This is a genomic window from Pseudomonas abietaniphila (genome assembly GCF_039697315.1).
In the GTDB taxonomy this organism is placed as follows: Bacteria; Pseudomonadota; Gammaproteobacteria; order Pseudomonadales; family Pseudomonadaceae; genus Aquipseudomonas; species Aquipseudomonas abietaniphila_B.
Map to the genome: position 1 here is coordinate 5,712,835 of NZ_CP155619.1, position 12,421 is coordinate 5,725,255.

Consider the following 12,421-nt stretch of genomic DNA (forward strand, 5'->3'; position numbering starts at 1 on the left):
TACAAAGCCATGGTTTATAGAAAGGACTTGTTTCCCGAAGGATCCACTCATGAATGCGGTGCCGGTGAAGACCGAAGTATCAACACACGCTCAACGTTCGGCAACTTTTAATATTGAATCGCTGCGTGCCATCACTGGCCAGAGCCAATTGCTCATTGTCGTGGAGCGTCTTGAGGACTGGGCATCCTACTTGCCCAGCGAAGACCTCATCACAGCGCAGGACTATCTCGAAAACCCGTTGCAAAGCACCGCCGGCAAACGGGTCCAGGTGATCAATCTGTGTCGCAGCTATCGCTACCTGGGGCATGGTTATTACTGCTCGTTGCTGGCCGAAGCGCGGGGGCACAACGTGATTCCGTCGGTGAAGACCATCAGCGAGCTGACGCGCAAATCCCTGTACAGCCTGTCGCTGGACGATCTGGATAAACGTCTGGAGCACGCGCTGCGCGATCACCCTTACGATGACACTGAAGGTTTCACCCTGACGCTTTACTTCGGACAGACCGACCTTGCCCCGTTGCAGGACCTGGCCAGACAAGTGTTCGAAGCTTTTCCCGCACCGATCTTGCTGGTGGAATTTCGCAAGCGCGACAGCTGGCACATCGCAGGGATCAAGACGGGGTCCATGACTCGCTTGCGTGATCATCAGCAGGACCAGTTCGCCCAGTCGCTGGACAGCTTCAGCCGCAAGATCTGGCGCCAGCCACGTTCGCGCCGCACGTTTCGCTATGACCTGGCGATCCTGCACGACCCCCAGGAGGCATTGCCGCCTTCCAACCGGACAGCCCTGGAGAACTTCATCCGCGTCGGCCAGCAACTGGGCGTCGACGTCGAGCTGATCGAGAAAAAGGATTACTCCAGACTCGCCGAGTACGACGCATTGCTGATTCGTGAAACCACCAGCGTAGACAACCACACCTACCGGTTCGCCAAGAAAGCCGAAAGCGAAGGCCTTGTGGTGATGGACGATCCGGCCTCGATCTTGCGCTGCACCAACAAGGTGTATTTGACCGACCTGCTCAAGCGTCATGGCCTGGGCATGCCCGCAACGGAGGTGCTGTACAAGGAACGACCCGATGAACTGGAGCAAGTGGCGAGGCGCCTGGGCTTTCCGCTGGTGCTGAAAATTCCCGACGGCTGCTTCTCCAAAGGGGTTATCAAGGTGCAGAACGCTCAGGAGATGCAGGAGGCAGCGAGCACGTTGTTCGAGCACTCAGTGCTGTTGCTGGCGCAGGAGTACCTGTACACCGAGTACGACTGGCGGATCGGGGTACTGAACCGCAAGCCGATTTTTGCCTGCCAGTACTTCATGTCCAAAGGGCATTGGCAAATCTACAACCACAAGGCCACAGCCGCCGACATCAACGGCGAATGCCGCACACTGGCCATTCACGATGCGCCCAAAGCGGTGGTGGATCTGGCTGTCAGGACCGCCAACCTCATTGGCGACGGCCTGTACGGGGTGGACCTGAAACAGTCGGGGGATCGAGTAGTGGTGATCGAGGTCAACGACAACCCTAACCTGGATGCGGGCATCGAAGACGCCTGGCTGCAGGACGATCTGTACGTGCTGCTCCTTGAAGAGTTCATACGCCGACTGGACGTCAAGCGTCGCGGTCTGGCGAGCTGAGGCCTTGATCAAGTACCACCGCCTCGAAGCGGGCACCTTGCGCGAATGCGCTGAACAGGACGCAAGCGTTCTATGGTTCAGTCATCCCGACACAGCGGAAAAGGCGATGCTGCTGGAGCGTTTTCATCTCGATGATCACGCGCTGGCGTCGGCACTGGACCCTGACGAAGTCTCGCGCATCGAGTTTCACCCCAACGCGTTGTTCATGATCTGGAAGCGCCCGGAAAACTATTCGGGCCAGGACAGCTTCTGTTTCGACGTTTCGTCGTTCGGGCTGTTACTGAGTCAGGAGCACATGGTGTTGATCTGCGCGGATGACAAGCAGATCAGCGATCTCACGCATTCGCGTCCCATGAGCGAGCCGCTGGATGTGGTGCTGGAAGTGCTGTTCCACAACATCCACCACTACCTGGGACACCTGAAGGTCATCAAGATGATCGCCCGTGAACTGCAACAGCAGTTCAATGCTTCGATGGACAGTCGCCATCTGGTGCAGATGTTCAACCTCAGCGAAAGCCTGGTCTATTACATCAACGCCATCGACAGCAACGGCTCGGTGCTGACCCGGCTGCGTAATCATGCCCACAAGCATCAGTACTCCAGCGACCGGCTGAGCCTGATCGAGGACATGATCATCGAGAACGAGCAATGCCATAAGCAGGCGAAGATCTACTCGACGGTGTTCGCAAGCCTCATGGATGCGCGGGGCAATCTGGTGAACAACAACACCAATAACCTGCTGCGCAAGCTGACGTTGATCAACGTGGTGTTCTTGCCGTTGAACCTGTTGGCGGGGATTGGCGGGATGTCGGAGTACAGCATGATGACCACGCCGATCCCTTGGTGGATCAGCTACCCGGCCTTGCTGGTGGGCATGGCCGGGTTGGGCGTGGCAATGGTGGTGGTGCTCAAACGATTGGCCAACAGCAAGGCGTGAGCGACGCGTTTTTGCTCAGGCGGTCAGTCCGACGCCTGAAGCCCTTTCTGCTTCATCACCAGGTTCTTTTCCTTCTTGTACTGCAGCGCGACTTCCGGCGCAGGGCCGCTCTTGCCGGTTTCCATCCACAGACGCATGCGGCTGGCGTCGGCGAAGTGCGTGAACTTGCCGAAGGCGTCGAGAATCACCACCGACACCTGACGGTTCGCCATGCTGGTCAGCAGTACCAGGCAGTGACCCGCCTGATTGGTGAAGCCGGTTTTGGTCAGCTTGATGTCCCAGTTGGATTTGCGGACCAGATGGTCGGTGTTGCTGAAACCCAGGCTGTAGGTCGGCTTGCGGAACGTCACGGTTTTTTCCGGGGTGGTGCTCAGCTCGCTCAGCATCGGGTAGCTGCGTGCCGCCAGCGCCAGCTTGGTCAGATCACGAGCGGTGGACACGTTGAATACCGAGAGGCCGGTCGGCTCCATATACACGGTGTGGGTCATGCCCAGCGCCTTGGCCTTGGCGTTCATCGCCTTGATGAACGCCGGATAGCCGCCCGGATAGCTGTGGGCGAGGCTCGCCGCGGCACGGTTTTCCGAGGACATAAGGGTAATCAGCAGCATGTCGTGGCGGTTGAGTTCGCTGCCCAGTTTGACCCGGGAAAACACACCTTTCATTTCGGCGGTCTGCGAAATGTCCACCTTGACCATCTCGTCCATCGGCAGCTTGGCGTCCAGCGTGACCATGGCGGTCATCAGCTTGGTCACCGAGGCGATCGGCACGATCACGTCCGGATTGCTCGAATACAGCACCTGGCCGGTTTTCAGGTCGGTGATCATGGCGCTGCCGGACGCCAGATGAAGATTGGCAGGGTCACGGTTGAAAGCAGCGGGTTCGTTCGCAAGGGCACTGGTGGAAAGTGCGGAGCCTGTAAGTGCAAACAATAGGCCGATAACGGATGCGCGAATTTTCAAGAGCAAAGCTCACTTATAAGAGGTAACGATGTGGAAGGTCGCAGTTTCATCAAGAGCGACAACAAGATCGGCGCATTTTAGGAGCATGTTTCCGAGTATGTCGATGGGGCGCACAGGACGTTTAAGTAATAAAAGCAGGTTGTATGGCATTCGTTCAGGTTAAGGATCCAAAAAGCCTGTATTTAAACGGGTTGCTTCGATATTCATGGCACTGCAGCCGGTCACCGATTAGCATTCCACGCCATTGATGCTCATCACTCACATTTGACCTAGGAGTTGCGCAATGCCCAAAGGGTTTATCAGCAAGGATTACGCCGCGTTGGTGTTCATCGCGGCGATCGTTGCGGTGCTCTTGCTTGTCACTGGCCTGTTCGTGAGACCTTCCGACTGGGCGGGCTGGATCCAGGCGATCGGTTTGATCGTCGGGCTGATGATGGCGGTGGCGGTGCCGGCGATTCAACGTCGCCAGGAACTGGCCGCTCAGCAAAAACAGGTACGCGACCGGGAAACCGGATACGCGCGGCGCATGCAGTACCTGTGCGGCGAACTCAATGAGCTGCTGGCCAAAATCACGGTCAACCTCGTTCACCTGCGCGCAACAGACCGCCATCGCCTGCAACGCACGCTGGAGGATTACCTGCACCGTCTGTTCGAATCGCACAAGCTGGACCAGAACGACGACCGCGTGGTCATTGCCCACGAACTGCGGCTGGTGGCCAACGAGATCATCGAAGAGATGGAAAGCGGCCGTTCCGACCGGGTCGTGCTGGGCGCTCTGGAAAAACGCCTGCAGAAGTTGGCACACCGTTGCCAGGTCAATGCCACTCAGGCCGAGAGAATCTGAGGGCGTCAAATCAAGGGCAAAAAAAAGCCCGCGTCAGGGGATGCGGGCTAAAGGGAAGTGCGGAGCAACGCACGATTTCAGGGAAGAGCGAATTCGGTTTCAGCTGTTGAGCTTGCGGGTTTCCATCTGCTGCGACAGCGCCTGGGCGGCCGGCAAGGACAGGAGTGGACCACTGACGGGCTCGCCGTTCTGCATCAGGTACCAGCAGGCCAGCAGACCGCGCTCACGAAGCTGTGCGGGAACTGCGCTGCCAACTACCGACATGATTTGAACCTTGGTCATAAGTGCCTCCATCAATCTATGGGGCTACTTTACGGCGCGATGACAACGAGCAGAAATCACTGCTCTCGATAGTCGTCATTGATGCGCCGGAGGTCAGATTTTTGGGAGGAGGAAGCGTAAGGGCGTGCGAACCGTCACACGGTCGCGTGGCGCCGACTTCAGAAAAAGCCTGTGCTGACGATTAGCTCGACGGTGACCGTGTCACCCGGTCAGTCAACGACCTGATCCAGCATGGCGATCACTTCAGATTCGGACAGCAGGCCTTTCTCGACCAGATTCTGCGTCAGCAAGGACACAAACTTGGCGGTGCGGTGGCCTTCCAGACTCTTGAGTTCGGTGAGGGCGTTGTAGACTTTGCTGGAGGTGCAGAGTCCGGTGGCGCGATGCGGGTTTTGTGTCGGCATGGACATCCCTTCTTATTGATGACTGACCCAATGGCTGCAGTAAGTGCAACTGTGCCGAGTATGAGCATCCCGATCGATCAGCACTGTTCTGGTCGCGACCTGTTTTATCGCAGTGAGCACATCGTCAGCTGTCCGCGAGATGAAAGAACTTTCATCTCGATGACTTCAAGCAGGCGAACAAGCGCAAAACACTTTGCGCAGAAAATAACAACCCCGCCTGTTGAGCGGGGTCGGGTATTCAGGTGACTGCCGATCGGCGACCGGCAACTGTCATTGCGGGTGCGCTGTTACCAGCGACCGCCGCCGTGATAATAACCATGCGGTGGGCCGTAGTAGCGGGGTGGGCCATAGTAACGAGGGCCGTACACAACCGGACGCTCAACGACGTAGGCTGGCTGGTAATAAACAGGCGGTGGCGGCGGCGCGTAATAGACAGGTGCCGGCGCCGCGTATACAGGTGCGGGCGCGGCATATACAGGGGCAGGCGCCGCATAGACAGGACCGGAAGCCACTGCCGCGCCCACTACACCGCCGACGACTGCGCCAATGACTGCCGCTCCACCCCAGCCCGGGCCGCCGCCATGGGCTTCAGCCTGACCTGCGAGGGCGAGGGCACCTAACAACAAGGCAACCTTGGGGATGTGACGAATCATGACTAATCCTCGATCAGTCCCGTTGTCGCGAGCCTGCGTTACGCTCAGGCACTGCCACGGGATAACTACTCAGACAACGAATTCCGGAATATCTGCGAAGCCGTTGCGTAAATTTTGTGTAAGGTATTCGATAACTATGATGACAATTGCTGCGTTGACAGGCGCAAGCAACTGAATTCTACGCCTTTCTCAAGGCGTTACCTAATACCGTTCAGGAGATTTCATGTCCGTTACTGCAAGCAAGGAAACGCTGTTGTGTATGTCGCTCGCTGGCCGACCGGGCAACTTCGGTGTGCGCTTTCATAACCATCTGTATCAACAGTTGGGCCTGAATTTTTATTACAAGGCTTTTTCTCCCACCGACCTGCCCGCCGCCATTGGCGGCATGCGTTCGTTAGGTATTCGCGGGTGCGGGGTTTCCATGCCCTTCAAGGAAGCGAGCATTGCCTTGGTCGACGAACTGGACGCGTCAGCGGCTGCCATCGACTCGATCAACACCATCGTGAACACCGACGGTCATTTAAAGGCGTACAACACGGACTACATCGCCGTCGCGCAACTCATCGAGACCCACAACGTGCCACGCACGCGGTTTGCACTGCGCGGCAGCGGCGGGATGGCCAAGGCGGTGGCGTGCGCCATGCGCGATGCCGGGTTCAGCGACGGGCTGATCGTAGCCCGTAATGAACAGGCGGGCCGGGCGTTGGCGCAAACCTGCGGGTTTGAGTGGCAAGCCGATCTGGGCAGTGAACGGCCACCGCTGCTGGTCAACGTCACGCCGCTGGGAATGGCCGGCGATCAGGCCGACACACTGGCGTTCGAGGCGGCGGCCATCGAAGCCGCCGATACGGCATTCGACGTGGTGGCGACGCCTGCGCGTACGCCCTTCATCCGCCACGCCGAACGGTACGGCAAGCGTTTGATCACGGGCGATCAGGTGGCGGCCATCCAGGCGCTGGAGCAATTCATTCTTTACACCGGCGTGACACCGACGCAGGAGCAGTACCAAGCGGCTGCAGCGTTTGCGCGGGGCGTCTGACCCGCGCTGCCTGACGAGCGGTTGCGCGATCAGCCTTCGAGTTTGGCCAAACGCTCTTCCAGCGCTGCAATCCTGCCTTCCAGTTCTTCCACCCTGTCCGCCAGCGCCGAGCCGCCACCGCTTGAGCGCTCGGGCGGGTTGTGGCGTGCAGCCAGAATGACCTCCATGTCGGCCGGATCCCCGAGCGCGTGCATGTAACGGTCTTCGCGCTGCCCGGCCTGTTTCGGGATCAAGACCGCCAGGCCGCGACCGATCAGGCGTTCCAGCTGATGAATGACCGCATCGGTGTCCTCGAAATCATGCATGCGGTTGCTGCGCGTCAGCAGCTCATGGACCGTCTGCGGGCCACGTAACAGCAGCAACCCGGTGAGAATGACCTGCGCGGGCACCAGCTCCAGGGTTTTGTCGACCCGGTGCTCCCAACGGTCGGCGCGGCTGCCCATGACCAGGCGAGTCAACTGCTGGCTTTCCAGCGCGCGCAAGCTCTGGCCGACCTGGCCGGGCGTAAGGTTCATCACCGGTTCGCGGCTGGTTTTCTGATTGCAGGCCAGCACCAGTGCGTTGAGCGTCAGCGGGTACGTTTCGGGATTGGTCGCCTGTTTTTCGATGAGGCAACCCAGAATGCGTACTTCGGTGCTGTTCAGTTTCAGCGTTTCTGAACCTTCGGCGGTGTTCTCGGCGTTGCTCTCAAAATCCGGCTCGGTCGACATGGCCCTTTCCCTAAGCGTTAAAAAGGCTATGAGGGTAGGGGCTGGATGAGGTAAAAGACAAGCCGCGTTCGCATGCTCGGCATGCCTTTCAATGCGATTCTTTCTATCAGGAACTGCCCATGACTATTTCCCTGTACGCCGCTTCGATTCCTGTCTTCAAGCAAATGCTGACCGCGCTGGGTGCTGTCCTGGCCAAGGGTGAAGCCCACGCCACGGCCAAAAACATCCAGCCAGACGCGCTGCTGCAGGCACGCCTGTTCCCGGACATGTTCCAGCTGGTTCGCCAGGTGCAGATCGCCGTCGATTTCGCCAAAGGTGCAGGCGCACGTCTGGCTGGCGTTGAAATGCCGAAGTATGAAGACACCGAAACCACCTTTGCCGACCTGCAGGCGCTGCTGTCCAAAGTCCTGGCGTTTCTTGACACCATCACGCCTGATCAGGTGAACGGTCACGAAGAGCGCGAAATCGTTCTGCGTCCGGGCACCGACAAGGAAAAGCGTCTGAGCACCCAGAACTACCTGCTGCATTACTCCCTGCCGCAGTTCTTCTTCCACGTCACCACCGCCTACGACCTGCTGCGCCACAACGGCGTTGAAGTCGGCAAACGTGATTACATGGGCACGTTCTGACCTGCTGTCCAGGCAGGCCGGACTGAACGTCTGAACTGCGCCGCCGTCTGAACCTCTCAGGCGGCGGTTATGCTCATTGCTCTGGATTCGCCGGCCCTCCGTGTGCCGGTCTCTGATACCATCCGCGTTCCGCTTATTGTCACCCTGACCGACCTCTCTTCACTGACGGGTCGTTTTGTCGTTCTGGAGTTTTAATGTTTTTCCCCATCTATCTGTTGTCGGCTGCCGGGTTCACGGTGCTGACCACGGAGTTCGTCATTGTCGGTCTGTTGCCGGCCATCGCGCGCGATCTGGCCGTCACGATCCCCCAGGCCGGCCTGCTGGTCACTTTGTTCGCCTTCACCGTGGCCTGTTTCGGTCCGTTCCTGACCGCGTACTTCTCGCGCTTCGAGCGCAGGCGCCTGTTTATTTCGGTGCTGATCATGTTCGGGGTCGCCAACGCGGTGGCGGCAATGGCGCCGAACATCGGTGTGATGGCGATAGCGCGGTTGATACCGGCGCTTGGTTTGCCGGTGTTCTGGGCGCTGGCCAGCGAGACCGCGGTTGATATCGTCGGACCGGATCACGCCGGACGCGCAATTGCCAAGATCGGCTTCGGCATCGTCTGTGCCACGGTATTCGGCATCCCGGTCGGTACGCTGATTTCCGACGCGTTCGGCTGGCGCAGTGCATTTGCGATTCTGTCGGTCGTGGCTTTCGCCAAGGCCCTGCTGTTGTTTATCTATCTGCCGCAGAGCGTGCACAAGGATCAGGCATCCTTTCGCAGCCAGTTCCGGATCCTGCGCAGCCCGGTCATGCAGGGCCACGTCCTGTTATCGGTGTTGGTGTTCAGCGGCATGTTCACCGCGTACACCTATCTGGCGGACATGCTCGAGCGTCTGGCCGGTTTCAATGGCACCGTCGTCGGCTGGTGCCTGATGGGCTTCGGTGCAGTCGGTTTGTTGGGTAACTCGCTGGGTGGACGTTTGGTGGATCGCCATCCGCTGATTGCCAGTCTGACGTTTTGCACGTTCATGATTGGCGGGATGGTCATGGTGGTGCCGAGCATGCATTCGCTTCCGGCGCTGGCCCTGGCCCTCGCGGTATGGGGCGTGACCCAGGCCGCCTTGTTCCTCGTCAGCCATGTGCGCTTGATGAAGGCAGCGCCACAGGCTCCGGCCTTTGCCGCTTCGCTGAACATTGCCGGGGCCAACCTGGGCATCGGCATTGGCGCGATCATCGGCGGTCGGGTCATCGATCACCTTGGCCTGGCCAGTCTGGGCTTCGCGGCGGCGGGGATCATTCTGTTGTCGATCCTGCTGGCGTTGCTGTTGATGACCGCCAAGCCACGCGCCGCTGACTGCGGCGCCTGATCAGTCGGTGAACAGCTGGCGCCGGGCACCCTCGGTGATGGCGACGATGCCGGGGTGCTTGACCTTGCGCTCGACCGAGATCGCGTAAAACGACTCGGTCACGGCGTCGGTCTGACCAATCAGCTCGACGTCGTACTGCTCCATCACTTCATCGGCTATCACGCTCGGCGCAATGAAAATGCCGCTGCCCGACTTGCCGAATGCCTTCATCAAGGCGCTGTCGTCGAACTCGCCAACGATCTTCGGCTGCACATTCTGCTCGGCGAACCAGCGCATCAAACGACTGCGCACGACCGTTTGCTGGCCGGGAATCAGGAGCGGGGCACCCTGCATGCCATGGGGGAAATCCTTGCCATACGTCGCTGCCAAGGCTCGTGTCGCGAAAAAGCTGACGCCACATTCCCCCAGCTTCTGGCTGTACCCTTTGATGTCCAGGTGTGAAGGCATGGGGCTGTCGGAAATCACCAGGTCCAGGCGCTGGATCGCCAGGTCCGCCAGCAGGCGTTCGAGCTGATCCTCCCGGCAGGTGATGCGTATCGGTTCGCTCAGCGCCATCGTCGGCGCGATCAGGCGATAGACGATCGACTTGGGCACGACATCAGCGACGCCTACGCGAAACAGGATCTGCTGCTCTTCCGGCTGTGCGCGCAGCAAGGCCTCGAGATCCCCGCCCAGTTGAAACATCTGCTCGGCATAGGGCAGGGCGGTGCGACCGGTTTCAGTCAGCTCCAGCTGACGCCCGACGCGCTTGAACAACTCTACGCCGTAGGTCTGTTCCAGCAGGCTGATCTGTCCACTGACGGTCTGCGGCGTCAGGTTCAACTGCTCGCATGCCCGCACGATGCTGCCGGTTTTGGCGACCACCCAGAAGTAATGCAGCTGTCGGTAATTGAGCATCTGTTGTCTCTGAACGTTGGATACTTCGTAAAAAACGAAGTATACGCCTTAAAAATACGAATTTTACTGAAGTGTTTGTCTCTCTAAACTGCCGGCTTATCTCCTCCAACAGAACCTGGACAACCGGTATATGGAATATCTTCTGCAATTGGCGGCCAGCCCCACGGCGTGGGTGGCCTTGGCGACCCTGGTGGTCATGGAAATCGTGCTGGGTATCGACAACCTGATCTTTATCTCGATCCTCACCAACAAGTTGCCGGTCCATCAACGCACCAAGGCGCGTCGTATCGGTATCAGCATGGCGTTGATCCTGCGTCTGGGTTTGCTGACCACTGTGGCGTGGATCGTTCAGTTGACCGAGCCCGTGATTGAAGTGTTCGGCCAGATGTTCTCCTGGAAAGACATGATCCTGATCGCCGGTGGTCTGTTCCTGGTGTGGAAGGCGACGACCGAGATCCACCACAGCGTCGACATCAAGAGCGAAGAAGAGAAGGCGATGTCCAACACCGTCGTCATGGGCATGGCCGCCGCAATCGGTCAGATCCTGATGCTGGACCTGGTGTTCTCCATCGACAGTATCGTCACCGCCGTGGGCATGACCGAACACTTGCCGATCATGATCATCGCCGTGATCTCCGCCGTGATCGTGATGCTGGTGGCCTCGGAGCCGTTGGCGAAGTTCATCAACGACAACCCGACTGTGGTCATGTTGGCGCTCGGCTTCCTGATCATGATCGGCATGACGCTGATCGCCGAGGGCTTTGGCGCCCATGTTCCTAAAGGCTATGTGTACACCGCCATGGCGTTCTCGGCCTTGATCGAGGGCCTGAACATGTTGGCTCGACGCGCCAGACAAAGGCGCCTCGAAGCCGAAGCTCAGGCAGAGAAAGCTTGACGGCAGGCTGGAATGAAAAACGGTCGGGGATGAGGTTCATCACCGACCGTTTTTTTTGCTGCGTTTTAAGGGCTGATCCTGAAGGTTCAATCTTGGTCAGTGCGCGGCGGCATGACGGTGTTTGGACGCTACAACCGGTGCCGCCTTTGCTGTGTCAGCGCTCCGGTAGTGCGGATGGTGGCGACGGGAAATTCGCAGCACACCCCATAGCATGGCTGCGGCAACCGCCAGCCAGCCAACGATCAACATCACAAGGGTCATTCCGAGGCTCATGGGTTCCTCCGGCTTCTTCGCTTTCGTCTCTTTGTAACCGACAGTCTAGTACGCCGGTTGTTGCTGAAAATTGACCGATGGTATGAAACGCATGACTGTTTTGTTCTATCGGCGCGTCCTGACTGCGTAATGAGGCTATACCCGAGGCGTTGGCGGCTCTATGATCGGCGTCCAGGCCGGGTCGTGGGTTGCCCGGCACCTGACAAGTGAGTGAAAAATGTCTCGATGGGATGTCTCTGGAACCAAACGGAAATGGTTGGCGCTGGGTATGGTCTTGGCCCTGGCCGGTTGTGCGGATCCCCATGCCTATAAACCGGGCGTTCCGGCGCAATACAAGCGCCTGCCAGACCGCGTCGAGATCAACTCGGTGCCCTTCTTCAGGGGCAAGGCCTATCAAAGCGGGCCCTTCGCACTCGCCAGCATGCTGAGCGTGCACGGTGTACAGACCACGCCGGGTTTGCTTGAGAAGCCGTTGAAATTGCCAGGCGCTGAAGAAAAGCTCGATCAGAACATGGCGAACCTGGCGCGCGAATACGGTTTCGTCGTATACCCCGTCGATCATCAGTTCCCTGACCTCCTGGCTCAAGTCTCGGCGGGTTACCCGGTGCTGCTGCGGTTCTCCGAAGGCTCGATGTGGTGGAAAGATCAACGCTATGGTGTGTTGGTGGGCTTCAATCAGAACAAGCGCACCGTGCTGATCTATACCGGGATGGGGCGCCTGACCATGAGTTTCGAAGAGTTCACCTCGGAGTGGGACAACGCTGGCAATTGGGCCGTGCTGGTGCAGAGCCCTCGTCAGCTTCCGGTCCCGGTCGATCGCGAACGCTGGCTCAGGGCTGCCAATGATCTGGCCCAGGCCGGACAAGAGCAGGCGGCGGGCGAAGCGGTCAAGACGCTCAATAACGCGCATTGATGAT

16 protein-coding genes are annotated in these 12,421 nt (G+C 58.8%); 9 read left to right on the forward strand and 7 right to left on the reverse strand.

All coding sequences use genetic code 11. The annotated features are described in order from the left end of the window. Positions 1 to 49: 49 nt before the first annotated feature. On the forward strand, positions 50 to 1,630 hold the full coding sequence (locus ABDX87_RS25070; protein ID WP_431061179.1) for a RimK family protein: 1,581 nt from the start codon (positions 50 to 52) through the stop codon (positions 1,628 to 1,630). A 4-nt stretch (positions 1,631 to 1,634) separates the two neighbouring features. Beyond that, entirely contained in the window at positions 1,635 to 2,567 is a 933-nt protein-coding gene (locus ABDX87_RS25075; RefSeq protein WP_346830299.1) for a magnesium transporter CorA family protein, read from the forward strand. 23 nt (positions 2,568 to 2,590) lie between these two features. On the opposite strand, the gene pbpG is transcribed toward ABDX87_RS25075, so the two are convergent. Continuing rightward, positions 2,591 to 3,526, reverse strand: a complete 936-nt coding sequence (gene pbpG, locus ABDX87_RS25080; protein WP_431061180.1) for a D-alanyl-D-alanine endopeptidase — start codon at positions 3,524 to 3,526, stop codon at positions 2,591 to 2,593. A gap of 283 nt (positions 3,527 to 3,809) precedes the next feature. Between pbpG and ABDX87_RS25085 the strand changes: the two genes are divergently transcribed. Beyond that, on the forward strand, positions 3,810 to 4,370 hold the full coding sequence (locus ABDX87_RS25085; protein WP_346830301.1) for a hypothetical protein: 561 nt from the start codon (positions 3,810 to 3,812) through the stop codon (positions 4,368 to 4,370). 99 nt (positions 4,371 to 4,469) lie between these two features. Here ABDX87_RS25085 and ABDX87_RS25090 read toward each other — a convergent pair whose 3' ends face one another. From ABDX87_RS25090 to ABDX87_RS25100, 3 genes are all read right to left on the reverse strand, one after another. Further along, a complete protein-coding gene (locus tag ABDX87_RS25090) occupies positions 4,470 to 4,652 on the reverse strand; it encodes a hypothetical protein (RefSeq protein ID WP_081567013.1) in 183 nt (60 codons plus the stop codon). 209 nt (positions 4,653 to 4,861) lie between these two features. After that, the gene (locus ABDX87_RS25095; protein ID WP_074753309.1) at positions 4,862 to 5,056 is read right to left on the reverse strand and encodes a hypothetical protein; all 195 of its coding nucleotides are present in this window, start codon (positions 5,054 to 5,056) and stop codon (positions 4,862 to 4,864) included. A 287-nt stretch (positions 5,057 to 5,343) separates the two neighbouring features. Further along, positions 5,344 to 5,709, reverse strand: a complete 366-nt coding sequence (locus ABDX87_RS25100; RefSeq protein ID WP_346830302.1) for a hypothetical protein — start codon at positions 5,707 to 5,709, stop codon at positions 5,344 to 5,346. 223 nt (positions 5,710 to 5,932) lie between these two features. On the opposite strand from ABDX87_RS25100, the gene ABDX87_RS25105 reads away from it, so the two are divergent. Then, the gene (locus tag ABDX87_RS25105) at positions 5,933 to 6,748 is read left to right on the forward strand and encodes a shikimate 5-dehydrogenase (RefSeq protein WP_346830303.1); all 816 of its coding nucleotides are present in this window, start codon (positions 5,933 to 5,935) and stop codon (positions 6,746 to 6,748) included. A 29-nt stretch (positions 6,749 to 6,777) separates the two neighbouring features. On the opposite strand, the gene ABDX87_RS25110 is transcribed toward ABDX87_RS25105, so the two are convergent. Next, positions 6,778 to 7,458, reverse strand: a complete 681-nt coding sequence (locus tag ABDX87_RS25110) for a YceH family protein (RefSeq protein WP_346830304.1) — start codon at positions 7,456 to 7,458, stop codon at positions 6,778 to 6,780. A gap of 119 nt (positions 7,459 to 7,577) precedes the next feature. On the opposite strand from ABDX87_RS25110, the gene ABDX87_RS25115 reads away from it, so the two are divergent. The 3 genes from ABDX87_RS25115 (at position 7,578) to ABDX87_RS25125 (ending at position 9,439) form a co-directional block, all read left to right on the forward strand. Continuing rightward, the gene (locus ABDX87_RS25115) at positions 7,578 to 8,087 is read left to right on the forward strand and encodes a DUF1993 domain-containing protein (protein WP_346830305.1); all 510 of its coding nucleotides are present in this window, start codon (positions 7,578 to 7,580) and stop codon (positions 8,085 to 8,087) included. A gap of 69 nt (positions 8,088 to 8,156) precedes the next feature. After that, a complete protein-coding gene (locus ABDX87_RS25120) occupies positions 8,157 to 8,282 on the forward strand; it encodes a hypothetical protein (RefSeq protein ID WP_346830306.1) in 126 nt (41 codons plus the stop codon). Continuing rightward, positions 8,282 to 9,439 carry an MFS transporter gene (locus ABDX87_RS25125; protein ID WP_346830307.1) on the forward strand — a complete coding sequence of 386 codons (1,158 nt, stop codon included), beginning with the start codon at positions 8,282 to 8,284 and terminating at the stop codon, positions 9,437 to 9,439. The genes ABDX87_RS25120 and ABDX87_RS25125 overlap by 1 nt, the downstream gene beginning before the upstream one ends. Here ABDX87_RS25125 and nhaR read toward each other — a convergent pair whose 3' ends face one another. Then, positions 9,440 to 10,336 carry a transcriptional activator NhaR gene (nhaR, locus tag ABDX87_RS25130; protein WP_346830308.1) on the reverse strand — a complete coding sequence of 299 codons (897 nt, stop codon included), beginning with the start codon at positions 10,334 to 10,336 and terminating at the stop codon, positions 9,440 to 9,442. It abuts the gene before it with no gap. Between the two features lie 130 nt (positions 10,337 to 10,466). Here nhaR and ABDX87_RS25135 point away from each other — a divergent pair, with 130 nt between their 5' ends. Beyond that, complete coding sequence (locus ABDX87_RS25135) at positions 10,467 to 11,231, forward strand: TerC family protein (RefSeq protein ID WP_346830309.1); 765 nt, start codon at positions 10,467 to 10,469, stop codon at positions 11,229 to 11,231. Positions 11,232 to 11,327: 96 nt separating this feature from the next. On the opposite strand, the gene ABDX87_RS25140 is transcribed toward ABDX87_RS25135, so the two are convergent. Continuing rightward, positions 11,328 to 11,504, reverse strand: a complete 177-nt coding sequence (locus ABDX87_RS25140) for a hypothetical protein (RefSeq protein WP_346830310.1) — start codon at positions 11,502 to 11,504, stop codon at positions 11,328 to 11,330. 217 nt (positions 11,505 to 11,721) lie between these two features. Here ABDX87_RS25140 and ABDX87_RS25145 point away from each other — a divergent pair, with 217 nt between their 5' ends. Further along, positions 11,722 to 12,417 (forward strand): cysteine peptidase family C39 domain-containing protein, encoded by a 696-nt coding sequence (locus ABDX87_RS25145; protein WP_431061181.1) that lies wholly within the window; start codon positions 11,722 to 11,724, stop codon positions 12,415 to 12,417. The last annotated feature ends 4 nt before the right edge of the window (positions 12,418 to 12,421 follow it).